The 23896-nt window shown below is 60.6% G+C and carries 21 protein-coding genes and 1 tRNA gene; 17 read left to right on the forward strand and 5 right to left on the reverse strand.

Annotation, left to right across the window (positions count from 1 at the left end; translation table 11 throughout):
* The first annotated feature begins 15 nt into the window (after positions 1–15).
* The 5 genes from ALP8811_RS14145 to ALP8811_RS14165 all read left to right on the forward strand — a co-directional run bounded on the left by ALP8811_RS14145 (position 16) and on the right by ALP8811_RS14165 (position 5381).
* Positions 16–92, forward strand: a tRNA-Arg gene (locus tag ALP8811_RS14145).
* Positions 93–310: 218 nt separating this feature from the next.
* Positions 311–1561 (forward strand): sarcosine oxidase subunit beta family protein, encoded by a 1251-nt coding sequence (locus tag ALP8811_RS14150; protein ID WP_108857907.1) that lies wholly within the window; start codon positions 311–313, stop codon positions 1559–1561.
* A gap of 28 nt (positions 1562–1589) precedes the next feature.
* Positions 1590–1886 (forward strand): sarcosine oxidase subunit delta, encoded by a 297-nt coding sequence (locus ALP8811_RS14155; protein WP_108857908.1) that lies wholly within the window; start codon positions 1590–1592, stop codon positions 1884–1886.
* Complete coding sequence (locus ALP8811_RS14160; protein ID WP_108857909.1) at positions 1883–4837, forward strand: sarcosine oxidase subunit alpha family protein; 2955 nt, start codon at positions 1883–1885, stop codon at positions 4835–4837. Before ALP8811_RS14155 ends, ALP8811_RS14160 begins: the two co-directional genes overlap by 4 nt.
* Positions 4830–5381 carry a sarcosine oxidase subunit gamma gene (locus tag ALP8811_RS14165; RefSeq protein ID WP_108857910.1) on the forward strand — a complete coding sequence of 184 codons (552 nt, stop codon included), beginning with the start codon at positions 4830–4832 and terminating at the stop codon, positions 5379–5381. Before ALP8811_RS14160 ends, ALP8811_RS14165 begins: the two co-directional genes overlap by 8 nt.
* A gap of 10 nt (positions 5382–5391) precedes the next feature.
* On the opposite strand, the gene ALP8811_RS14170 is transcribed toward ALP8811_RS14165, so the two are convergent.
* Complete coding sequence (locus ALP8811_RS14170; protein WP_108857911.1) at positions 5392–6405, reverse strand: GlxA family transcriptional regulator; 1014 nt, start codon at positions 6403–6405, stop codon at positions 5392–5394.
* Positions 6402–7310 carry a LysR family transcriptional regulator gene (locus ALP8811_RS14175; protein WP_108857912.1) on the reverse strand — a complete coding sequence of 303 codons (909 nt, stop codon included), beginning with the start codon at positions 7308–7310 and terminating at the stop codon, positions 6402–6404. The genes ALP8811_RS14170 and ALP8811_RS14175 overlap by 4 nt, the downstream gene beginning before the upstream one ends.
* Positions 7311–7422: 112 nt before the next feature.
* On the opposite strand from ALP8811_RS14175, the gene ALP8811_RS14180 reads away from it, so the two are divergent.
* From ALP8811_RS14180 to ALP8811_RS14205, 6 genes are all read left to right on the forward strand, one after another.
* The gene (locus tag ALP8811_RS14180; protein ID WP_108857913.1) at positions 7423–8871 is read left to right on the forward strand and encodes an aldehyde dehydrogenase family protein; all 1449 of its coding nucleotides are present in this window, start codon (positions 7423–7425) and stop codon (positions 8869–8871) included.
* Positions 8871–9851: a membrane dipeptidase gene (locus ALP8811_RS14185; RefSeq protein WP_108857914.1), complete on the forward strand. Its 981-nt coding sequence runs from the start codon at positions 8871–8873 to the stop codon at positions 9849–9851. The genes ALP8811_RS14180 and ALP8811_RS14185 overlap by 1 nt, the downstream gene beginning before the upstream one ends.
* A 63-nt stretch (positions 9852–9914) precedes the next feature.
* Positions 9915–11462: a BCCT family transporter gene (locus ALP8811_RS14190; protein ID WP_108857915.1), complete on the forward strand. Its 1548-nt coding sequence runs from the start codon at positions 9915–9917 to the stop codon at positions 11460–11462.
* 105 nt (positions 11463–11567) lie between these two features.
* The gene (locus tag ALP8811_RS14195; RefSeq protein WP_108857916.1) at positions 11568–13271 is read left to right on the forward strand and encodes a hypothetical protein; all 1704 of its coding nucleotides are present in this window, start codon (positions 11568–11570) and stop codon (positions 13269–13271) included.
* Complete coding sequence (locus ALP8811_RS14200; RefSeq protein ID WP_108857917.1) at positions 13268–13918, forward strand: DUF3726 domain-containing protein; 651 nt, start codon at positions 13268–13270, stop codon at positions 13916–13918. The genes ALP8811_RS14195 and ALP8811_RS14200 overlap by 4 nt, the downstream gene beginning before the upstream one ends.
* A 63-nt stretch (positions 13919–13981) precedes the next feature.
* Positions 13982–14989 carry an Ldh family oxidoreductase gene (locus ALP8811_RS14205; RefSeq protein ID WP_108858298.1) on the forward strand — a complete coding sequence of 336 codons (1008 nt, stop codon included), beginning with the start codon at positions 13982–13984 and terminating at the stop codon, positions 14987–14989.
* A gap of 63 nt (positions 14990–15052) precedes the next feature.
* Here ALP8811_RS14205 and ALP8811_RS14210 read toward each other — a convergent pair whose 3' ends face one another.
* Positions 15053–15904: a 1-acyl-sn-glycerol-3-phosphate acyltransferase gene (locus tag ALP8811_RS14210; RefSeq protein ID WP_108857918.1), complete on the reverse strand. Its 852-nt coding sequence runs from the start codon at positions 15902–15904 to the stop codon at positions 15053–15055.
* Positions 15905–16124: 220 nt separating this feature from the next.
* On the opposite strand from ALP8811_RS14210, the gene ALP8811_RS14215 reads away from it, so the two are divergent.
* Positions 16125–17054: a bile acid:sodium symporter family protein gene (locus tag ALP8811_RS14215; RefSeq protein ID WP_108857919.1), complete on the forward strand. Its 930-nt coding sequence runs from the start codon at positions 16125–16127 to the stop codon at positions 17052–17054.
* A 3-nt stretch (positions 17055–17057) separates the two neighbouring features.
* On the opposite strand, the gene ALP8811_RS14220 is transcribed toward ALP8811_RS14215, so the two are convergent.
* Positions 17058–17912: a LysR family transcriptional regulator gene (locus ALP8811_RS14220; protein ID WP_108857920.1), complete on the reverse strand. Its 855-nt coding sequence runs from the start codon at positions 17910–17912 to the stop codon at positions 17058–17060.
* A gap of 106 nt (positions 17913–18018) precedes the next feature.
* Between ALP8811_RS14220 and ALP8811_RS14225 the strand changes: the two genes are divergently transcribed.
* Genes ALP8811_RS14225 through ALP8811_RS14245 form a run of 5 tightly spaced genes read left to right on the forward strand, consistent with a single transcriptional unit; the run spans position 18019 to position 22814 of the window.
* Positions 18019–18618 (forward strand): amino acid synthesis family protein, encoded by a 600-nt coding sequence (locus tag ALP8811_RS14225; RefSeq protein WP_108858299.1) that lies wholly within the window; start codon positions 18019–18021, stop codon positions 18616–18618.
* Positions 18590–19369, forward strand: a complete 780-nt coding sequence (locus ALP8811_RS14230) for an alpha/beta fold hydrolase (RefSeq protein WP_108857921.1) — start codon at positions 18590–18592, stop codon at positions 19367–19369. Before ALP8811_RS14225 ends, ALP8811_RS14230 begins: the two co-directional genes overlap by 29 nt.
* Positions 19366–20289, forward strand: coding sequence for a flavin reductase family protein (locus ALP8811_RS14235; RefSeq protein ID WP_108857922.1), 924 nt, complete (start codon positions 19366–19368; stop codon positions 20287–20289). The genes ALP8811_RS14230 and ALP8811_RS14235 overlap by 4 nt, the downstream gene beginning before the upstream one ends.
* A gap of 3 nt (positions 20290–20292) precedes the next feature.
* Positions 20293–21327, forward strand: coding sequence for an LLM class flavin-dependent oxidoreductase (locus tag ALP8811_RS14240; protein WP_108857923.1), 1035 nt, complete (start codon positions 20293–20295; stop codon positions 21325–21327).
* 8 nt (positions 21328–21335) lie between these two features.
* A complete protein-coding gene (locus tag ALP8811_RS14245; protein ID WP_108857924.1) occupies positions 21336–22814 on the forward strand; it encodes an aldehyde dehydrogenase in 1479 nt (492 codons plus the stop codon).
* Between the two features lie 20 nt (positions 22815–22834).
* On the opposite strand, the gene ALP8811_RS14250 is transcribed toward ALP8811_RS14245, so the two are convergent.
* The gene (locus tag ALP8811_RS14250; protein WP_108857925.1) at positions 22835–23866 is read right to left on the reverse strand and encodes a histone deacetylase family protein; all 1032 of its coding nucleotides are present in this window, start codon (positions 23864–23866) and stop codon (positions 22835–22837) included.
* Positions 23867–23896 lie beyond the last annotated feature (30 nt).

Genomic DNA, 23896 nt, shown 5'->3' on the forward strand with positions numbered 1-23896 from the left:
ATCTCCTGCGCAAACGGCCCCGTGGCTCAACTGGATAGAGCAGCCCCCTCCTAAGGGGCAGGTTGCAGGTTCGAATCCTGCCGGGGTCGCCAAGATCACCTGCATATATTCATCACATCGCAGAGCGATTTTCAGCTTCCCGCTGAGATCTGCTCTGGCGCTGGCATTTATTGCCACCACCGCAAGACTTGGCTGAAGTTGAGGTGGTTTTGGGCGCCCATGTCGATTCTGACGTGAATCTTGTCTAAAAGCGAAAAGGTGCTTTGCGGCAATATCAATCTTCATGGAGGAAGAAAGAACAGGAGCCCTCATGCGCTATTCTGCTTTGAGACTGATCAAAGAAAGCCTGACCGGACACAAGGGGTGGGGGCCGCAGTGGCGTGATCCCGACCCGAAGGACGCCTATGACTATGTGATCATTGGCGGTGGCGGGCATGGGTTGGCCACGGCCTATTATCTGGCGAAAGAGTTTCAGGGCGCGCGGATCGCGGTGCTGGAAAAGGGCTGGATCGGCGGCGGTAATGTGGGCCGGAACACGACGATCATCCGCTCGAACTATCTGCTGGATGGGAACGAGCCATTCTACGAGTTTTCGCTGAAGCTTTGGGAAGGTCTTGAGCAAGACCTGAACTATAACGCGATGGTCAGCCAGCGCGGCATTCTGAACCTTGTCCACACCGATGCGCAGCGCGATGCAGCGCGGCGGCGTGGCAATGCGATGATCCTGAATGGATCAGATGCCGAGCTTCTGGACACGAACGGCGTGCGCGCCATGTACCCGTTCCTGAACTTCGACAACGCCCGCTTCCCGATCAAGGGCGGGCTGTTGCACCGGCGCGGCGGGACCGTGCGCCACGATGCGGTCGCTTGGGGCTATGCCCGCGGCGCAGACCAGCGCGGCGTGGACATCATCCAGAACTGCGAAGTCACGGGTTTCAAGATCGAAGATGGGCGGGTTCTGGGCGTCGAGACCTCGCGCGGGTTTATTGGTGCCAAGAAGGTTGGCGTGTCGGTCGCGGGCAGTTCCAGCCGGGTGATGGCGATGGCGGGGATGCGTCTGCCCATCGAAAGCCACGTATTGCAGGCCTTCGTGTCCGAAGGGCTGAAACCCTTCATTCCGGGCGTAATCACCTATGGCGCGGGTCACTTCTATTGCAGCCAATCCGACAAGGGCGGACTGGTCTTTGGCGGTGATATCGACGGCTACAACTCTTACGCCCAACGCGGCAACCTGCCAGTGGTCGAGGACGTGATCGAAGGCGGCATGTCACTGATTCCGGGCCTTGGACGCGCGCGGCTTCTGCGTAGCTGGGGCGGCATCATGGACATGTCGATGGACGGCTCGCCCTATATCGACAAGACCCATATCGAGGGCCTCTATTTCAACGGCGGCTGGTGCTATGGCGGCTTCAAAGCCACGCCTGCTGCGGGCTTCTGCTTTGCCCATCTTCTGAAAACCGACCGTCCGCATGAGACCGCGAAGGCCTATCGGCTGGACCGGTTCATGACCGGGCACATGATCGACGAAAAGGGCCAAGGCGCCCAACCAAACCTGCACTGACACAGCTGCGATTTGAGGAACTGAACCGATGATCATCAACCATCCGCTTCTTGGACCGCGCGACGCGCAAGAGTTCACCTATCTGGGCGACGCGGGCCTGATCAACCGTCCCTATTGGCTGTCGGAAAACGCCCTACGCGAGTTTCACGACTATCTGCATCTGCGCGAAAACCCCGCTGGTTTGCACCGCGAACTGTGGTTCCACGAACAAGGCGACCGGTCCTGGCTGGTCGTGACCCGCGACACCACCACGCATGAGATCACCAAGGTCGAGCTGGCCCGTGACGTCGCCCGCGCCAACCGCGCCGCCGAGGTAATGCAATGACACAGGCGAACCGCCTTTCCGGTGGGCTGATCGATCGATCCGCCACGCTGAACTTCAGTTTTGATGGCAAAAGCTATCAGGGTTATGCGGGCGACACGCTGGCCTCCGCATTGCTGGCCAATGGCGTGCGCCTGATGGGGCGTTCGTTCAAATACCACCGCCCGCGCGGCGTGCTGACCGCCGGGTCCGAGGAACCCAACGCGCTGGTCGAGCTGCGTTCTGGCGGTCGTCAAGAACCCAACACCCGCGCCACCGTGGCCGAGATTTATGACGGGTTCACCGCCAACTCGCAGAACCGCTGGCCGTCACTGGAACGCGATTTTATGGCGATCAATGATCGCTTCTCGAATTTCCTAAGCGCCGGGTTTTACTACAAGACCTTCATGTGGCCACGCGCCTTCTGGGAAAAGCTCTACGAACCGATCATCCGCAAAGCCGCCGGTCTTGGCAGTCTGACAGGCGAGGGCGACCCCGACGTCTATGACAAGGGTTTTCTGCATTGCGATCTTCTGGTGATCGGGGCGGGGCCTGCAGGTCTTGCCGCCGCGTTGACCGCAGGCCGTGCTGGCGCGCAGGTCATCATCGCAGACGAAGATTTCCGTCTGGGCGGGCGTCTGTTGTTGGACACCGGGTCGCTGTCGGATCAGTCCGGCGCGGACTGGGTTGAACAGGCGCAGGCCGAATTGACCTCGCTTCCCAATGTCCGCGTGATGCCGCGTACAACGGTGTTTGGCTCGTACGATCACGGCGTCTATGGCGCGGTCGAGCGCAACGCCGATCACCTGATCGCCCCCGAAGCTGACAAACCACGCCAGACGCTTTGGCGGATCTATTCCAAACGCGCACTGGTCGCTGCCGGCGCGATTGAACGCCCGATCGGATTTGAGAATAACGATCGTCCCGGCGTGATGCTGGCCGGTGCCACCCGCGCCTATGCCAACCGCTATGCGGCCGCGCCCGCGCAGTCGGTTGTGGTGTTTGCCAACAACGATGACGCCCACCAGACCGCCCGCGACCTGATCGCCAAAGGGGTCGAGGTGCCCGCCGTGGTCGACATCCGCCCGGATGCATCCGCAATCGACGGGACTGAAGTCTTGGCAGGCGCACAGATCATCGACACCAAGGGCCGTCTTGGCCTGAGCTCGGTCACCGTGCGCTTGGCAAACGGCCAGACCCGCGTGATCCCTTGTGGCGCGCTGGCGATGTCTGGCGGTTGGAACCCCAACCTCGGCCTGACCTGCCATCAGCGCGGTCGCCCGGTTTGGAGCAACAATATCCACGCCTTTGTACCGGGTCAGGGCCTGCCGCCCGGCCAAAGCGTTGCCGGGGCCGCGATGGGCGAGATGTCGACCCATGCCGCGCTGACCGGTGGCGCTGCGAAAGCTGTCGAAGCGTTGTCTGAATTGGGTATCACTGCGTCCCCAACAGACTTGCCCAAAGCCGAAGACGCGCCCATCACGCTCACCCCATTCTGGCATGTCTCGGGCGCAAAACGCGCGTGGCTCGACTTCCAGAACGATGTGACCGTCAAGGACGTGAAGCTGGCGCATCAGGAAAACTTCACATCCGTGGAACACTTGAAACGCTATACCACGCTGGGCATGGCTACCGATCAGGGCAAGACCTCGAACATGGGCGCGCTGGCGGTGATGGCGGAACTGACCGGAAAGTCGATCCCGGCGACCGGTACCACCATCTTCCGCCCGCCCTATACGCCCGTCTCGATGGGCGCACTGGCAGGCCGTGCGGTGGGCAAGGAATTCCACCCAACCCGCCTGACCCCCAGCCACAAATGGGCCGAGGAACAGGGCGCCGTGTTTGTCGAAGTCGGCAACTGGCTGCGCGCGCAATGGTTCCCACAAGAAGGCGAAACGCACTGGCGCCAATCCGTGGACCGCGAGGTTCTGGCGACCCGCAACTCTGTCGGTATTTGCGACGTGACCACACTGGGCAAGATCGACGTGCAGGGCGCGGATGCCGCTGAATTCCTGAACAAGATCTACGCCAACGGTTTCGCGAAACTGCCCGTGGGCAAGGTCCGCTATGGCTTGATGCTGCGCGAGGATGGCGTGGCCTATGACGACGGCACCGCCGCCCGTCTGGCCGAGGATCACTTCGTCGTCACCACCACCACCGCCAATGCGGTTGTGGTCTATCGCAACATGGAATTCGCCCGCCAATGCCTGTGGCCGGATCTGGATGTGCAGCTGATTTCGACGACCGAAGCCTGGGCGCAATACGCCGTCGCTGGCCCCAATGCGCGCAAGCTGTTGCAAAAGATCGTGGATCCGGAGTTCGACATCTCGAACGAAGCATTCCCCTTCATGGGCTGCGCTGAGATTGCCGTCTGCGGCGGTTGCCGTGCACGGCTGTTCCGTATCTCGTTCTCGGGCGAGCTGGCTTATGAAATCGCCGTCCCCACCCGTTACGGTGATGCCCTGATGCGTCAGATGATGGCGGCGGGCGAAGAGTTCGACGTGACCCCTTACGGGACCGAAGCGCTGGGCGTCATGCGGATCGAAAAGGGCCACGCGGCGGGCAATGAACTGAATGGCACCACCACAGCGCTGAACCTTGGGCTGGGCCGTATGGTTTCGACCAAGAAAGATTGCATCGGCAACGTGCTGTCACGTCGCGATGGGATGACCGCGGAAGATGCGCTGAACCTTGTGGGGCTGCGCCCTGTGGACGCGTCGAATTCTGTGCCTGCAGGTGGGCATCTGATGAGTGTCTCTGGTCCCGTCGATGCGGCCCATGATCAGGGTTATGTCACTTCGGCCGCTTACTCACCAATCCTTGAAAGTTCGATCGGGCTTGGCTTTGTGAAGTCGGGCTTTGAGCGGATGGGGGAACAACTTCGGTTGGTTAACCCACTGGAAGGGCAAGAAGTTCTGGTCGAAATCGTCAGCCCGCATTTCGTCGATCCGGAAGGAGAGAAGCTCCGTGCATAAGTTGAAACCCATCACCCCGCTGGGCGCGGAAGAACCGCAAGTGGACCAGATCGGAACGCTGACCATTGCCGAGGTTGTGGATCAGGCGCTTGCGTCCGTGGCCGCGCGCGAAGGGCAATTAGATGCTGCGCAAAAGGCGCTGCCGCTGACCTTGCCCGGCGTCGGGAAATCCGCAACGCAGGGCGATTTTGCAGCCTTCTGGACCGGCCCCGATCAGTGGATGATCTCTGCCGATCACGATCAGCACGAATTGCTGGCGGCAGAGCTGAAACAGATCGTGGGCGACACGGCGTCGGTCGTGGAACAGACCGACGGCTGGTGCCGGTTTGACGTGTCGGGCGCAGCACTTTGCGATCATTTCGAACGTCTGTCCAACGTGCCCGTGCGCACGATGGCGGCCGGGGATGTGATCCGTGGCACGGTTGAACATTTGGGCGCGTTTCTGTGGCGTCTCGCTGACGACCGCATGGCTGTGATCGCCCCGCGCTCGTCAGCGGCGTCCTTGCATCACGCGTTGGTGGCAGCGGCCCGTTCGGTCGTCTAATCCACACAGATCACGAGGGCAGCGCATCGCTGCCCTTGACCCGCATTGAGTTCTTGGAACGCCGATCCGCAATCGGTGTCATCCCGAAGCTCTCGCGATAGTGCCGCAGGAATGCGCCGGGCGTGGCATAACCCACCATGAAGGCGACCTCGGTTACCGGCGTGTTGGAATAGAGCACCAGCTGGCGCGCCTGTTTCATCCGCATCTTCCGGTAATACTTCAGCGGGCTCTGCCCCGTCGCTTCTTTGAAGCTGCGCTCAAGCGAGCGGGTCGAGACGCCCACCGCCTCGGCCACTTTGCTTATCTGGATGGGGCTTTCGATATGCGCGGCGAAATGCTCGATTGCGCGTTCGACCTGCTTGGGCAGCAGGTCCTGACTTTTCGCCGTGTCATGGGCCGGGGTCTTCTGCGCGGCGGCGGCGCTGCGGATATAGGGGTGCTGAAACCAGCAGGCGACCTCGGCCATGATATCGCCGCCCAGACGGTCTTCGATCAGGGCCAGCATATGGTCGAAGGCGGCAGATGCGCCTGAGATGGTTGTGTAATCCCCATCTTCGCAGATCACCGTGCTTTGCGCTGGGATGTCGGGGAACTCGGCCTGAAATGCGGCCTCGTAACACCAATGCACCGACAACGGATTCTCGCGCGTCAGACCGGTGCGGGCCAAGGCGAAAACCCCGCCACTGATGGATCCCAGACGGGTCTTGCCACGCTGGTAACGCTGAAGGGCGGCATTGGCCCGCGATGGCGTCGCAAAACGGGCATTGGGGCTGGCGGTGAACAACAGAACATCCAGCTCTCCGGCCTCGGACAGCGTGCAATCCGGCGCAAAGCTGACCCCGGCTGACGAGTCGACTGGGGCGTTGTCTTCTGCAATCACCTTCCAGCGAAACGCCTGTTGCCCTGAAATTTCATTGGCCGCGCGCAACGGTTCGATACACGAGGTCAGGCAAGCCATCGGAAAACCGGGAAAGATCAAAATCCCCAAGGTCAGCGGGGCTTGGGGCGCGCTTGCATCAGTCATGAGGACATTCCCATCAAAGTGTCTTGCGAGATCTCGGCAGCGATTTCCAGAATGTGCCGCTCTAAAAGGCGAGCTGCCGGGGATAAGGTCGAATCAGCCCGGCGCAGCAGGTGAATTTCGCGTTTTGCGTGCGGTTCAGCGAGCGGACGGAAGATCAAACCCGCTGAATTTGATGCCCTGACTGCCATCTCTGGCAGGATTGTTACCCCGATATTGGCATGCACCATCCCCATGATCGAGGTCAGGTTATGGGCCGACAGCAGCGCTTTTTCGTGCAGCAAGATCGACGGTTCCGCGCTGATCCCAGCCGAAAGAGAGTTCGCGATGAGCCGTTCATTATCCAACGCCTCCCACGTGACGGGACCGGTTTCCTGCGCCAGCGCATGGGTGGGCGCACAGATGACGCCAAACGTGTCAGACAAAAGGTGCTGGCTGTTCAGTCCCACGTTTTGCTGGCCCATTGTTGCGATACCGATATCGATTCTGTCGCGGTCAAGTTCGTGCAGGATCGAGCTTGAATCCATATCGCGCAGTTCGATGTCTACATTTCCGTAGTCATTGATATGGCGCGAAAAAACCTGCGGGATGATGGTGCCGGCGACGGACGGTACGGTGGCGATGCGCACATGGCCGTGGGTGGCCTTGGCAAAGCCCTCGATCGCTTTCACCGTATTGTCGAACTGCTGCAGCTCGCGCTCGGCCTGTTCCAGAACGAAGGTGCCCAGCGCGGTCAGTTTGCTTTTGCGGTCGGTTTCGAACAGCGGTTCGCCCAGATGGGTTTCCAGCTGCTTCAGCATCATAGACACGGCCGAGGGCGTGCGCCCCAACGTTTGGGCCGCATCGCTTAGATTGCCGCTGCGGGCGACGGTGGCAAAGCCACGCAGCATTTCGATTTTCAGCGCCATAGTGACCACACTTCAGTTTATCTGAAATAACCTTAAGTAATTTGAGTTTGATTGAAGTTACTTAAAAAGTCCATACCCAAGGAAACTGACTTCTGTGTGAGGCGACACTTCCATGACCGATATCCAAAAGAACCTGATTGCTGGCGAATGGCTGGCAGGCGTAAGCGAAATTGAAAACCGTAACCCTTCGGACCTGACCGATCTGGTTGGCGTCTTTGCGCAGGCCAGCAGCGACCAACTGGACGCAACGCTGGACCAAGCCAAAGTGGCGCAGCGCGAATGGGAAGCCTATGGCATGGAGCGCAAGCAGGCGGTTCTGAACGCCATCGGCAACGAACTGATCGCCCGCTGCGAAGAGTTGGGCACGCTTCTGGCCCGTGAAGAAGGCAAGCCGTTCGCGGAAGGCAAAGGCGAAGTCTACCGCGCCGGCCAGTTCTTCACCTATTACGCAGCTGAATGCCTGCGTCAGCTGGGCGAGAACGCAGACAGCGTGCGCCCGGGCGTCGAAATCGACGTGCGTCGTGAAGCTGTTGGCACCGTCGCCATCATCTCGCCCTGGAACTTCCCGACCGCAACCGCCTCGTGGAAGATCGCGCCTGCACTGTGCTACGGCAACGCCGTGGTTTGGAAACCCGCCAACGTAACGCCCGCCTCGGCTGTTGCTCTGGCTGAAATCATCAACCGTCAGGACATCCCGAAAGGTCTGTTCAGCTTGGTCATGGGCGCAGGCCGCGAAATCGGCCAGCGTCTGGTGGAAAGCCCGAAAGTGAACGCCATTTCCTTCACCGGTTCGGTTCCGGTGGGCAAAGGCATCGCTTCTGCTGCGATCCAGAACCTGACCAAAGTTCAGATGGAGATGGGCTCGAAAAACGCGCTGGCCGTGATGGATGACGCCGATCTGGATCTGGCTGTAACGCTGGCACTGGGCGGCGCCTTCGGTGGCACCGGTCAGAAATGCACCGCGTCCTCGCGTCTGGTTGTGCACGAAGCAATCCACGACGCCTTTGTTGAGAAACTGGTGGCTGGCACGCAGGCCATGAAAGTTGGACACGCGCTGGAAGATGGCACCCAGATGGGCCCCGTCGTCAGCGAACAGCAGCTTTCGGAAAACCTGGCCTATGTTGATCTGGGCAAAACCGAAGGTGCTGAGCTGGCCTGCGGCGGTGCGCGTCTTGAGATGCCGCATCAGGGATTCTACATGTCGCCCGGCGTGTTCCTGAACACCACCAACGACATGCGCATCAACCGCGAAGAAATGTTTGCGCCGCTGACCTCGGTCATCAAGGTTGGCAGCTATGACGAGGCGCTGGCCACCGTCAACGACACCAACTTCGGCCTGACCTCGGGCATCGTGACGAAATCGCTGGCCCGCGCCACGCATTTCCGCCGCAATGCTCAGACCGGTGTTGTCACCGTGAACCTGCCGACCGCAGGCACCGACTACCACGTGCCGTTTGGTGGCCGAGGCGACAGCTCGTACGGTCCGCGTGAACAGGGCAAGGCAGCCGCCGAGTTCTACACCACGGTCAAGACCGCCTATATCAGCGCAGGCCCTGTCTGATGCGGATCGACGGTCTTCAATACGCCAACTGGTCCGAGAAGATCTTCCGCCAGCTTCGCGAAGGGGGCGTGGATGCAATCCACGTCACCATCTCGTACCACGAGAACTTTCGCGAAACGGTTCTGAACTTTGAAAAGTGGAACCGTTGGTTTGAGCAGTATCCCGACCTGATCATGAAGGGTCTGTGGGCTTCGGACATTGACGTGGCCCGCGAAACCGGGCGCACGGCTGTGTTCTTCGGCTTCCAGAACCCGTCGCCGATCGAAGATGACATCGGCCTGGTCGAGATCGTCCACACCCTTGGTGCCCGCTTCATGCAGCTGACCTATAACAACCAGTCGCTTCTGGCGACCGGCTGTTACGAAGCCGAGGATATGGGCATCACCCGCATGGGCAAACAGGTCATCAAAGAGATGAACCGTGTGGGTCTTGTGGTTGACATGAGCCATTCGGCTGATCGTTCAACCATCGAGGCCGCTGAACTGTCCGAGCGTCCCATCGCCATCACTCACGCAAATCCGTATGACTGGTCGCCCGCTTTGCGCAACAAGCGCGACGCGGTGATCCGTGCGGTGACCGAAAATGGTGGGATGCTCGGCTTTTCGGTCTATCCGCACCACCTGAAAGACAAGGGTGACTGCACGCTGGAAAGCTTCTGCGAGATGATCGCACGCACAGCGGACAAATATGGCGCAGAGCATCTGGGGATCGGCACGGATCTTTGTCAGGACCAGCCCGACAGCATCGTTGAATGGATGCGCGTGGGCCGTTGGACAAAGGAAATCGACTATGGCGAGGGCTCCAAATCCGCGCCCGGTTTCCCCCCGATGCCCAGCTGGTTCGAAGACAACCGCCACTTTGGCAACATCGAAAACGGCCTGAAGGCCGTGGGCATGGATGACGGCGAGGTTGCCGGCATCATGGGACGTAATTGGTATCGCTTTTTTGCAGAGAATTTTGGCCCTCAGACAGGACGTTAAGGGGCCGGGGACGTGAAACTTGGCCTCGAGCGAACAGGAGGGGCCATATCTAGGGAGAGATAGATGTCTGAAGCATCTATGGGAGTGACTGATCAGAAATCCAGCGGCGTGAACAAGCCGCTGTTCCTGATCTCGGGCGGGTTCATCGCCCTTTTCTGTCTGGCAGCATTGGTCAATCTTGACGCGCTGTCGGCAACTGTGGACTGGGGCTTCAACGTCTCGGCCACCTATTTCGGCCTTTACTGGCAGGTTCTGCTTCTTGCGACCTTCCTGATTGGTCTTGTGCTGTGCGTACTGCCCGGTGGCCGTGCGATCATGGGCGGGCTTGCCGCGCCCGAGTTCACCACCTTCCAGTGGGGCTCGATGATCATGTGTACGCTTCTGGCCGGTGGTGGCGTGTTCTGGGCCGCAGGCGAGCCGATTGCACACTTCCTGTCCTCGCCGCCGTTGTTTGGTGCCGAAGGCGGGACCGCTGATGCGGTAAACGGCGCGATTGCACAAAGCTTCATGCACTGGGGCTTCCTGGCGTGGGCGATCCTTGGCTCGCTGTCGACCGTGATGCTGATGCACTACCACTATGAAAAAGGTCTGCCGCTTGCCCCGCGCACGCTGCTGTACCCGGTCTTTGGTGACAAGGCGATCCACGGCCCGATCGGCCTGATCGCGGATGCGGCATCGATCATCGCCGTTGTGGCAGGTACCGTTGGCCCGATCGGCTTTTTGGGTCTGCAGGTCGCTTATGGTCTGGATGACCTCTTTGGCATCCCGAACGGTTTCGCCACGCAATTCCTGGTAATTGCCGGTCTTGTGGGCATCTACACGATCTCGGCGATGACCGGTCTGTCGCGCGGCATTCAGCTTCTGTCGAAGATCAACGTGATCCTTGCGGCTGTGCTTCTGGTCTTCGTCCTGCTGGCGGGCCCAACCGGGTTCATCTTCGGCTCGTTCTTCTCGGGCTTCGGCACCTATATCGCCAACTTCTTCCAGATGGCGCTGTACCGCGGTGACGCAGGTCTGTTCGGAGCTCCCGGCTGGCTTGGTTGGTGGACCGTGTTCTTCTGGGGCTGGTTCATGGGCTATGGCCCGCTGATGGCAATGTTCATCGCCCGTGTATCGCGTGGCCGTTCGATCCGCTCGATCATCATCATGCTGTCGATCATCGCTCCGATCGTGACCAACTTCTGGTTCACCATCATCGGCGGCACCGGCATCTCGATGGAGCTGGCAGAAACCGGCACGATCTCGAAAGCGTTCGAGGGCTTCAACCTGCCCGCAGCGCTGTTGGCGATCACCTCGAACCTGCCGCTGGGCTTCCTTGTCTCGTTGATGTTCCTGATCCTGACCACGATCTTCGTGGCCACGACCGGCGACTCGATGAGCTATGTGATCTCGGCCACGATGAGCAACGGTGACAACCCGCCCGCAATGGTACGTGTCTTCTGGGGCATCGCCATGGGTGTCATGGCCGTAATTTTGATCTCGGTCGGGTCCGGAGGCGTATCTAAACTGCAAAGCTTCATCGTTGTGACCGCCGTACCGGTATCGCTGATCTTGCTGCCGTCGCTGTGGGATGCCCTGCGCATCACGCTGGCAAAAGGCAAAGAAAGCTAATCAAGACGGGGCGCCTTCGGGCGCCCCTGACCCCCGCGCATTATCGGACCCTGTTCGACGAAAGTCCGGAAATGCTCTATTGTCCTGACTGCAAAGGCCAAGAGTATGAACACGATACCACGCCGCGATCCTGAACTGGTCATGCGCCTTGCGCGCCTCGGTTCCATCCATCAATCACGCCTGTCTTTCATGCGCGTGCTGACTCGTCGTCTGGCCCGTGAAGGCTGGCGATTTGAGAAGACCGCCTTCAACATAAACGACGTAGGCGAAGGCCACGCGGTCTATACCGCCTACGGCCCCGACCGCGCCTATTCGCTAATCGCCTATGCCCATGACCTGCCGCCCGAGAAACGCTCGGATCGGGTTATCGCGGATGCATGGGATGCAACATTCACCCTGTTTGACGGCGTGCCCACAGCAGACGACATCGAACGTCTGTCGCATAATATTCCGGTACAGGAAGCGGGCCGCGTCAGCGGAACCGAACTGTCCGTTTCGCGCGCCAACCGCTCGGTCCGCCTGTGGGAGCACGTGGTCTCGAACCTTGCCGAAGGCAACCAGCCCGACATCGACCAAATCAAGGCCGTTGGGTACTTGATGCGCACAACTGCCGTCTATGGATCCGGCAAGCTGGGTGCCGCCGATCGCGAGATGATCGCCGACCGCCCGGAATTCCGCGCGCCGTTCCAAGTCGAGATGCTGTCGGTTTATCTGACCCGCTGGTTCGTGCTGGATCTGGTGCAGTACATGGCCGACCGTCGCGCCGCCGCAAACGGGCGCGAAGCCGCCCAGCTGTCGCCCGAGATCGGACGTGCCATGGGGATCGGCAACTCGACCGGTTTGGGTATGGCTCCGTTTCTGCTGAACCACCCAGTCCTGTTCAACAACTGGGTCGCCGCCCGCGAGAACGCGATCCAGACTGTGCGCAAGCTTGTGAAAGCCAGCGCGGACGAGATTGCGCTGTTCCAGTCTTTGATCGCCCGCAGCAAGATCACGATTGCCCAATGGCATTCTGAACACCCGATCCAGATCGAGAAGCTGAACGACCTGCGCGCGGATGTGGCCAAGGTGGATGACTATCTGGCGGGTGCTGACCTGACCTCGGGCCAGCCGTGGGACGCGCTGTATCGTTGGGCGGAAGATAACCTGTCGCTTGAAGGGCAGGAATGGATCGCCTCGCTGATATTGGAACCCTACGGTTCGCTTGTGGATGGCTACGCTCAGGATATGGCCGCCGACAACACCGCCACCTTCCGCATCGCTGGCGCGATGAGCGTGGGTGATCTGCGTGCGCTTCTGACCGATGTGTATTCTTGGGCAATCGACACCAACTGGCAGGCACCGGAAAACCGCGCCCGCGCTTGGTATGTGTCGGAAGAAAAGCTCGAGCCCCGTCTGGGTGAACGCTTCGAAGAACCGATCGAGGAGTATGAGCAGCCGCTGGCCCCGGGTCGGGATGCCGCGCAGTTGTTCAACGCCTTGAACCATTGGCCAGATGAAGCACAGGTTGCTGACTTCCTTCTGCGTCACCCCGAACACCGCCATGTTCTTCGCCGTGCCCAGATCGTTGGCCGCGCGCCTTACGCTGAAATCCGCGACAACACGATTTCTGATCATGTGCTGCCCATCGACATGCTGCGCTGCAAGCTGGCCTTCTTTGGCGCCACGCAATTCGACCCGCGTTCGGATCGCTGGGTGCGGATTTGCATGTATGGCAACGCGCCGCTGCCCACCGAACTGACACAGGACAACGCCGATTTCTGGGTTTTCCCCGACGCCGACACCAAGCTTGAGGAGGGCGTCGCATGAGCCATTCGCTGAACGAAATCGAAGCCATGAGCAAACGCGCCGCACGCGGGGCCGGGCTGTCTTGGGGTCTGTCAGAAGAAGCCGCAAAGGGCACACGCTGGCTGTCCGCCTTCGGCTTTCCCGGCACGGAAATGCTGGCTGAGCTGCTGGAAATGAACGATCGGATCCCCCCGATTGACGTGTCGCCCGTATCGCTGAGCGCCGATATCTGGCACGCGCCAACCCGCCGGATGAGCCCTCTGATCGCAGGTGCCTCGCTGTCCGATTGCGCCGTGCGTCTGTTGGAACGCGGGACCATCACCATGAAAGACGTCAGCTTGCCATTGCTGGCCGTGCCCTTCATGGGCGGCGCTGCGTTGCGTCTTGGCGTACCCGTGGCCGCCGAATGGGATGGCGCACGGGTTGCCACCGATGGAAAGCAGCTGTGCGTTCAGGGCGACGTTGAAGCACTTCAGGCCAAACATGCCAGTCAGCTGGTCTTCTCGGCTCCGGCTGAGATGACGGGCAAGCGTGAACCGGTGATGCGTGCCGACGTTTGCGAGACCAGCTGGGAACAGCTGGGCAGCTTTGCCCACCGTACCTTTGCCCCCGCCACCGAAGAAAGCCGCCTGCGCGGTGCGGGTGCCGGGGTCAGCGACAACGACTGATATCTTGACTGGGGGCGGGATGCTGCCCCCATCAAACGACTGATAAAAAAGAAAGAAAAAATGATGACCGCCACTGAAACACTCTCGCTCTCGGAAATCGAAACACTTGCTTTTGACGCGCTGGTCAAGGCGGGCACCTCGGAAGAAAACGCACGCCCCTTGGCCGTCGCAACGGCGATGACCGAAGCCGATGGCGTCGCTTCGCACGGGCTGGCTTATATTCCGATCTATGCCCAGCACGTCGAGTGCGGCAAGGTGGATGGTCAGGCCAAACCCGTAGTCGAACAGCCGCGCCCTGCGGTTGTCACCGTGGACGCCGCCACAGGCTTTGCCCACAGCGCGATTGATCTTGGCTTTGAAAAGCTGATCCCGCTGGCGAAAGAGATGGGTGTGGCAGTTCTGGCCGTGAACAACTCGTATAACTGTGGCGTTCTGGGCGTGCACACGCAGCGTCTGGCACAAGCTGGCCTGATGGGTATCGGCTTCACCAACGCGCCTGCGTCGATTGCGCCTTCGGGCGGCGCAAAGCCGGTGGTTGGCACCAACCCGTTCTCGATCTCGGCCCCCGATGCCGACGGGAACGCCGCGCTTCTGATCGACCAGTCGGCCAGCACCATCGCCAAAAGCGAAGTGATGAAACACGCCCGCGAAGGCAAGCCGGTTCCGGAAGGCTGGGTGCTGGACGCAGACGGTCAGCCCACCACTGATCCCGAGGCCGGACTAAAGGGCTCGATGGTGCCATCGGGCGACTATAAGGGCGTCGGCGTTGCTTTGACCGTGGAACTGATGGCCGCCGCTATGGCAGGCGCCACGCTGGGCTCGGTCGCCAGCCCGTTCTCGGGCACCGCAGGTGGTCCGCCCAAGACCGGCCAGTTCTTCATTGCCATTGATCCGGAAGCCACATCCGGCGGTCTGTTCCAGGAAAAACTGTCAGCTCTGATCGCCTCGTTCCGCGACCAAGACGGTGCACGTCTGCCGGGTGACGGTCGTCAGGCCGCCCGCATCCGCGCCGCGAAAGAGGGCGTGGCCGTGAATGCAGCGCTGCTTGAAAAAGTACGCGCATTGGTGTGAGTTAAATGGCCTTCCGCAGGCAATCAGTTTGCGGAAGGCTGCCCCAAACGGCAATCAGCGGCTCTAGGCCGGGCGGTAGAGTCCGGGGATCAATGCCTCAGCCAAAACTTGCAGCTCTTCAGGAGTGGCCCCCGGTGGCTGAATTGGGCCGTAATGCACCTCGTAGCTGCCACCAAGCTTGGCCAGCAGCTCGGACACGTATCGAAGCGAGGCAACCTCGCGACCGATATACTCATTGTTGCCACTCAGAACGCGGGCAAGCTTTCTGGTTCGGTAATAGTGACGCGAGTTTCGAAGGCCGACAGACGCGGGCACAATCTGCGCGCCACTTGCCGCCGAAACGCGGGTGATGCCGGTGCGCCAAGGCGGCTCGACCAGCAACCCTCCGGCCATATCCGCCACACGCCCCGACCCAAAGACCAGCAACGCGCCGCCTTGTTCCAAATGCGCCTGCATGTCGGCGCGGGTCTGACGCGCACCCAGCACTTTGTCCGACCGGTCGAGGTCCACGGCGACAATGCGATCGGCGCCCAGAAACCGTTCTGCTTCTCGGTTGGCGACAACCTTCAAATCCGGTCGATGGCTTAGCAAAGCGCCAGCATGCGAGATGAAATCGAACGTGCCCACAGGATGCGTCGCGCCAATGATTACGGCACCTTGGGCCGGGATATTTTCAATCCCATGCGCGGTGATCTGCGTGCCCCCCTTCATGTCCAGCAACGCCTTCACAAGATCCGGACCAGTCCGGCCATCAAGTTCGCGCAACACCTGCTCGGTCTCGCGCAGGGCAAAGAAGGCCTGCCCGGTCAGGGTGCGGCTGAACAGATCGACCGAGCCCATCAAAAAACGCAGCCCCTTCAGCCGCAAATGCGCGCTGTTCGTCAGCCGAAGGCGCGCACGCAACAGCTCGTCCATTGGGTTTTCTGTCGTCGGTCGGGGCAAAATTGGCCTTGTGATCTCAAGTAGTGGGTGCAAACGCGCAGCTGCGCCTGAGTGGTAGGTGACAAGACTGCAATCTGGCAGTACCTGCGGTCAATTCGTTTATTGCTTGCCCAAGTGGCAGTCGGTGTTCAAAACTTGACGTGTCACCAATCGGTTACAGACCGACACGGCAAACAAGGGACGGGGGAGCAGCATGAGTACACCAGCACAAGCTGGCATTGATGAGGTGATGCTGAACTTCTCGCCCACAAGCCTGCAGATCCTAAACGCCGTGCTTGCGGTGGTCATGTTCTCGATCGCGATTGATCTGAAACCGAGTGATTTCAAGAAATTGATCCGCGCGCCCAAGCCTTTGCTGACTGGGTTGGCCTCGCAATTCATCGTGCTGCCCGCGTTGACGTTCTGTCTGGTTCTGGCCACCACCCCGCGCCCGTCGATTGCGCTGGGATTGATGCTGGTTGCGGCCTGCCCCGGTGGAAACATCTCGAACTTCATCACGCATCGCGCAGGAGGGAACGCGGCGCTTTCGGTGTCGATGACCGCGTTTGCGACGATCTTTGCGATCATCCTGACACCGTTCAACATCGCGTTCTGGGGAAGCCTCTATGAACCGACGCGCGAGATCCTGCGGCAGACCTCGATTGATCCTGTGTCGGTGGCCATCACCGTAGGCGTCATGCTGGTGCTACCGCTTTGCCTTGGCGTGCTGTTGAACGCCAAACGGCCCGACATCACCCGCCGGTTGCGCACGCCGCTTCAGTATCTGTCGATGGGGATTTTCGTGGCGTTTGTTGTGCTGGCGCTGGCCGCGAATTGGTCGCTGTTCCTAGAGTACGCCGAGGCCGTGGCCGTCTTGGTCATCGCGCATAACGCCTTGGCGCTGGGCGCGGGGTTCGGCATCGCCACCTTGGCGGGGCTGTCCGCGTTTGATCGCCGCGCCATCATGATCGAGACCGGCATCCAGAACTCTGGCCTCGGGCTTATCCTGATTTTCGGCTTCTTCAGCGGCCTTGGCGGGATGGCCGTGGTTGCGGCCTTCTGGGGGATCTGGCACGCCGTGTCTGGCCTTGCGCTTTCGGGGTATCTGTCTCGCTCGGCCCCACTGCGGGCGTCCTATCCCTAGGGCCTATGCTTCCGCGTCCTTTGACAGCAGATTCAGCAACCACGCGCGGAAATCGACGGCGGCGGGGTTCTGGTCATTTGCAGACAAATAGTACCCTTCGTTGCTGGGAATCGCCGCCGGATGGGCACGTTCCAACTGACCGGTTTGAAGCGCGTTCTGGATCAGAAGCTCGCTGACCAACGCCACGCCGTTCCCGTGGGCAGCAAGGTGCAGGGCCATGCCAAAGGAATCGGCGAACAGCGTGGGTTCAAAGCGACCGCCGATCTGTTCAGACCAGCTTTTCCATCCGCCCGACGTGCCGACGGCTTCGATCAGCGGCAAGTCATGCAGCGTGCCAGACAGGGTCGGTGACTTCAGAGCGACCAGCCGGTTCGGGGTCAGCAGCTCGGCGTTCTTCCCGACCTGTTTGGCAGACCCAAAGCGGATTTCCACATCCGCGCGTGAGGCGTTGAATTCATCCGGCCAGATCGCGCTAAGGAACCGCACGCGGACATTCGGATGCGTCCGGGTGAAGTCCTGAAGGTGCGGCGCGATGATCCACTGGGCGACGCTGACCGATGCGGCAATGGTCAGAAGGTTCTGGGTGGGGCCCGCGTCAAACACCTCGGTCGCAGCAGCAAGTGTGCCCAAGGCAGCGCCCACTTGCGGCAGCAGTTTGCGCCCGTCATCGGTCAAGGACAGCCCGCGTGCATGGCGCGTGAACAGCGACACGCGAAGCCGCGATTCCAATGCTTTAACCTGCTGGCTGACGGCGGATTGGGTCAAGCCGATTTCGTCGCCCGCAGCGGTGAAACTCAGGTGCCGGGCGGCAGCTTCGAAAGCACGAAACCAAGTCAGGGGGGGAAGAGATTTCTTCATGGGTCAACCAAGCCATTAGTGTTGCTAATACCTAAGCCAGTAAAACTATCATTTGTCAAAATATCAGGGCGTTCCGATGATGTCGGCAAGCGAACAGGAGACCAAAATGACGCCCGAAATCCGCAAAATCGTGACTTATGACGAAGAGGTACTGATCGAGGGGTTCAAGCCCACCGACACCCCGTGGCGCATGTTCGCCGTGGCCGCCGTGGTCAAGAACCCGTGGGCCGGGCGCTTCGTTGAAGACCTGAAGCCCGAGATCCACGCCTTTGGCCCGGTGCTGGGCGAGATGATGACCGAGCGGATGATCGCACTGGCTGGAAGCGGTGACGCGATCGAAGCCTATGGCAAAGCCGCCGTCGTCGGTCTGAATGGCGAGGTCGAGCATGCCTCGGGCCTGATCCACACCCTGCGTTTCGGCAATTTCTATCGCGAGGCCGTGGGCGCGAAATCCTATCTGGCCTTCACCAACACCCGTGGCCCGGCGAACGCGCCGATCATGGTGCCCCTGATGGACAAGAACGACGCCGGGCGCCGCTCGCATTACCTGACCTTGCAGTTCGCAATCCCGGATGCGCCGCGCGATGACGAAATCGTCGTCGTTCTGGGCGCAGCCACCAGCGGCCGGCCCCATCACCGTATCGGCGACCGGTATCAGGACCTAAAGGATCTGGGACATGACCTGGACAACCCGGCTGCGGTCTAATCTTGCCTCTCTGTCTGCGATCTCCGCAGGACAGGGGGCAACGGTGGTGTTCATCCACGGCGTCGGCATGCGGGCCGAAGCATGGGGGGCACAGCTGGACGCGCTGTCGCCGCTCTATCACGTGGTTGCCGTGGACATGCCAGGACATGGGGAAAGCGCCCTACCCACGGGCGATCTGAGCTTGTCCGATTACACCGATGCCATCGCCGCCGGGATCGACGGGCCGGTGATGCTGGTCGGCCATTCCATGGGTGCGATGATCGCGCTGGATATGGCGATCCGGTATCCGGAAAAAGTGCGTGGCGTCGCGGCGTTGAACGGTATCTTCCGTCGTCGCCCCGATGCATCCGAGGCAGTGCAGACGCGGGCAGGCAGCTTGAATGGCACCAGCATGGCCGATCCCTCTGGCACGTTGGAACGGTGGTTTGGCAATGACGCATCCCCTGAACGTGACGCCTGTCACGCGTGGCTTCGCGACGTGAATCCGGCGGCGTACAAGTCCGCCTACACCATCTTCGCGCATCAGGACGGACCCGATGCGGACGACCTGACCGACCTCACCTGCCCCGCACTGTTCATGACGGGCGCGAACGAGCCCAATTCGACCCCAGCCATGTCGCAAGCCATGGCCGCACTGGCCCCGCAAGGCCGCGCGCACATCGTCGAGGGCGCCGCTCATATGATGCCGATGACACATGCGGCGGATGTGAACACGGCCCTTCTGGATCTCGCAAAGGAGCTATGGCCATGACCGATCTCGACCCGCGCGCCCTGCGCCAAGCCTTTGGCCGCTTCATGACCGGTGTGACCGTCGTCACGACCCGCATGCCGGATGGTACGCCTTGCGGCTTCACGGCAAACTCGTTTTCATCGGTGTCAATGGACCCGCCCTTGTTGCTGGTCTGCCCGGGCAAGTTCCTGTCGTCGTTTGATGCCTTCGCAGGTTGCACCCATTTCGCTGTGAACATTCTGGCCGAAGGGCAAGAGGACGTGTCGAACACCTTTGCCAGCTTCAAAGGCGACCGATTTGCCAAGGTTAGTCACCAATCTGACCCCAATGGCATTCCCCTGATCGACGGCGCGATTGCGCAGTTTTCCTGCACCACATGGAACTCCATGCCCGCAGGCGACCACCAGATCCTGATCGGGCAAGTGACAGATTTCGCTCAGTCCGAAGGCCGTGGCCTTGGCTATGCGAGCGGTCAGTATTTCAGCCTTGGGCTGGAGCGCGCCGCGCTGGAGCAAACCGAAGGTCAGGCGATCTGCGGGGCCATCATCTCGGCCAGAGATGCGGTGCTGCTAGAGCAGACGCCGAATGGGTTCCGCCTGCCGCAGATCGAGCGCTCGGATCGCGGGCAATTGCGGCAGGAGCTGCAGGAGGATCTGGCCGCTCGCGGGATCGCAGCGCGGTTGGGCCCGGCCTATTCCGTCTATGATGATGCCAGCCGCGGCCAACACTTCGCGTATTTTCTGGGTACCAGTGATGACGTCGATGTGTCCGCCCCGCTTCAGGCCGTGCCCGTCGCCGACCTTCCGTCCCTGAATTACACCACCCAAGCCATCGCCGACATGATGGCCCGTTACGCCCTTGAATTCCGCACCCGCAGCTTTGGCCTTTATTTGGGCGATGCAAAGCGTGGCGATGTGCACGCCCTGTCAGAAAGGACCTGATCCATGGAATTTTCGCTGTTCGCTCATATGGAGCGCATGACGCCCGACCAGTCCCACACACAGCTGAATGACGAGTTCATTGAACTGTGCAAAATGGCCGATGACGCCAAGATGCGGGCGGTCTGGACCGGGGAACATCACGGGATGGATTTCACCATCACGCCGAACCCGTTTCTGGCGCTGGTCAATCTGGCCAATCACACCAAGCACGTGCGCCTTGGTACTGGCACCGTGATCGCGCCCTTCTGGCATCCGATCAAGCTGGCGGGCGAAGCGGCTTCGGCCGATCTGATTACCAATGGGCGGATCGAACTGGGCATCGCACGCGGGGCGTATTCCTATGAGTACGAGCGCCTGATGCCGGGCATGGACGCATGGGAAGCTGGGCAGCGCATGCGTGAAATCGCCCCTTTGATCCCGCAGCTATGGGAAGGCGATTGCGCGCATGACGGCGAATTCTTCCAGTTCCCCGCCACAACTTCGGCCCCCAAGCCGGTGCAGGAAGACGGCCCGCCGATCTGGATCGCCGCGCGCGACCCTAACAGCCATGAATTTGGCGTTCAGAACGGATTCAACATTCAGGTGACACCGCTGTGGCAGGGGATGGAAGAGATCGAAACGCTTATGGGACGCTTCAACGCAGCCTGTGACGGTTATGACGGCAAGCGCCCGAAAATCATGCTGCTGCATCACACCTATGTCGGCAAAGACGCGGCAGATGTGGATCAGGCGGCGAAAGAGCTGTCGAAGTTCTATTGCTATTTCGGCGCGTGGTTCCAGAACAAGCGTCCAGTCAGCCAAGGTTTGATTCAGGAGTTGACCGAAGAAGAAATGGCCGCAAACACGATGATGGCGCCCGAGAACCTGAAACGCGATCTGACCATGGGCACCGCGCAGGAAGTGATCGACCAGATCAAACGCTACGAAGATTTGGGCTATGATGAGTATTCTTTCTGGATCGACAGCGGCATGAGCTTTGAGCGCAAGCGCGAGTCGCTGGCCCGGTTCATCGACGACGTCATGCCAGCGTTTCAGTGAGGGAACAGATGGAACAGAAACCGCATTATCAGCTATTTATTGACGGCCAGTGGGTCGATGGGGCCGACGGGCAGGTCATGGCCTCGCAAAACCCGGCGACGGGTCAGGACTGGGCAACGTTTGCCTGCGCCGCGCCCTCGGATGTCGAGCGTGCCATCGCAGCCGGGCGTCGGGTTCTGAACGATCCCGCGTGGCGGGACATGACGCAAACCCAGCGGGGCAAACTGCTGTACCGTCTGGCCGAGCTGATCGAGGAAAACGCCCAGCGCATTGGCCAGATCGAGACGACGGACAGCGGTAAGCTGCTTGCTGAAACCTCGGCCCAATCGGCCTATGTCGGGGACTATTATCGCTATTACGCGGGGCTCGCGGACAAGATCGAAGGGGCGGTTCTGCCCATCGACAAGCCCGACATGCATGTGTTCACTCGGCGCGAGCCCATCGGCGTGGTGGTCGCCATCGTGCCGTGGAACGCGCAGATGTTCTTAACCGCGACCAAGCTGGGTCCGGCCTTGGCGGCGGGCTGTTCGGTGGTGCTGAAAGCGTCCGAGGTTGCCCCCGCACCGATGCTGGAATTCGCACGTCTGATCGAACAGGCGGGCTTCCCACCCGGTGTCGTTTCGGTCATCACCGGGGACGCTGAAAACTGCGCCATCCCGCTGACCCGCCACCCGGATGTGGACCGCATCGCCTTTACCGGCGGTCCGGAAACTGCACGGCACGTGGTGCGCAACTCGGCCGAAAACTTCGCCGTCACCTCGCTGGAACTGGGCGGCAAATCCCCCATTCTAGTGTTCGAGGACGCCGATCTGGACGGCGCGGCCAATGGGTTGATTGCTGGGAACTTCGGCGCCTCGGGGCAAAGCTGTGTGGCAGGGACACGTGGGTTGGTGCATCGGTCGATCTTTGACGCTCTGGTCAAGCGGATCGAAGACAAGATGCAGTCGGTTGTCGTCGGCGATCCACTGTCGGCGGACACCCATATCGGCCCGCTCTGCACGGCGGCTCAGGTGCAAACCATCGAGGCGACGCTTCAAGCCGCCCGCGACGGCGGCGCGCGCATTCGGTTCGGAGGCGCGCCTTTGGATCGCCCCGGCAACTACATGGCACCGACGCTGGTGGAATGCCCCAACACAGACGTTGAGACCCTGAAGGTCGAGATGTTCGGGCCGGTCATGTCCTTGGTCCCCTTCGATACGGAAGACGAGGCCATTGCGATTGCCAATTCAACGCCCTTCGGGTTGGGATCAGGAGTGTTCACCGAAAACGTCGCCCGCGCGCACCGCGTGTCGTCGCGGCTGAAGGCCGGAATCTGTTGGGTGAACACCTATCGCGCGGTGTCACCGATTGCGCCATTCGGAGGCTATGATCAATCGGGATATGGTCGCGAAGCGGGGCTTGAGGCGGTGTTGGATTACACCCGCACCAAAACCACGTGGATCAGTACCTCGGACAAACCGATGGCCAATCCCTTTGTCATGCGGTGACAAAGCCGGGGCGTGTTTGGTCACGCCCCGCTTTCAAATCCCTGAAGCACATTCACGGCGTTGATGCCGATCTCGTCGATGTCATAGCCGCCTTCCATCACGAACAGCGTGGGCAGGTTCAGCTTGGCGATATCCGCGCCATAGGTGGTGAAATCGTCACTGGTCAGCTTGAAAAAGCTGATCGGGTCAGTTTCGAACGTGTCCACCCCAAGCGAGATAATTAGGACATCCGGTCCATACTCGGCCACACGGGCCAGCGCATCTGTCAACGCCGCGCGCCACGTCGGGAAATCGGTGCCGGGCGGCAGGGCGTAGTTTACGTTGTACCCTTCGCCTGCGCCTGTGCCCGTCTCGTCCTCGTGCCCTAGGAAATGCGGGAAAGCATCCATTGGATCACCGTGGATGGATAGAAACAGCACGTCATTGCGATCATAAAAAATGTCCTGCGTGCCATTCCCGTGGTGGAAATCCACATCAAGGATCGCGATCCGCTTGGCGCCTTTGTCCAACAGATGTTGAGCAGCAACGGCGGCATTATTCACGAAGCAATACCCGCCGAACATATCGATTGCGGCGTGATGCCCCGGCGGGCGGCACAGCGCAAACGCAGATGTCGCGCCCTGTCGGATCCGCTCGGCCCCGGTTAGGGCGACTTGCGCGGCGGCATATGCGGCCTCCCATGTGCCGTCTGAAATCGAGGTCTCGCAGGCCAGCGAGTAGTATCCCAACTTGCCTTCGATATGGCGCGGGATGCGGGTGGACATGCGGCGGGCGGGCCAGACGGTGGTTAGCGCCTCGCCCTTGAAACCTTCGGCGACCCATTCGGTCCATGCTGTTTGCAGAAATTCCACAAAGCCTGCGTCATGTACGGCCAAGATCGGGTCCATGCCGAAATCATCGGGGTCCGAGACCGGCCCCAGCCCCACCTGACGCACACGGTCAATGATGTACTCCGCGCGCGACGGACGTTCGAAGGGCTCGACCAGTTCGCCTCCGAACAGTTCGAACTTCGAGTTTCGCAGGTGGTGTTTCTCGGTAAAGATCGTTTCCATTCGGGCCTCCGCAGATACAAAAAGGGCGGC

The organism is Aliiroseovarius pelagivivens (genome assembly GCF_900302485.1).
Classification (GTDB): domain Bacteria; phylum Pseudomonadota; class Alphaproteobacteria; order Rhodobacterales; family Rhodobacteraceae; genus Aliiroseovarius; species Aliiroseovarius pelagivivens.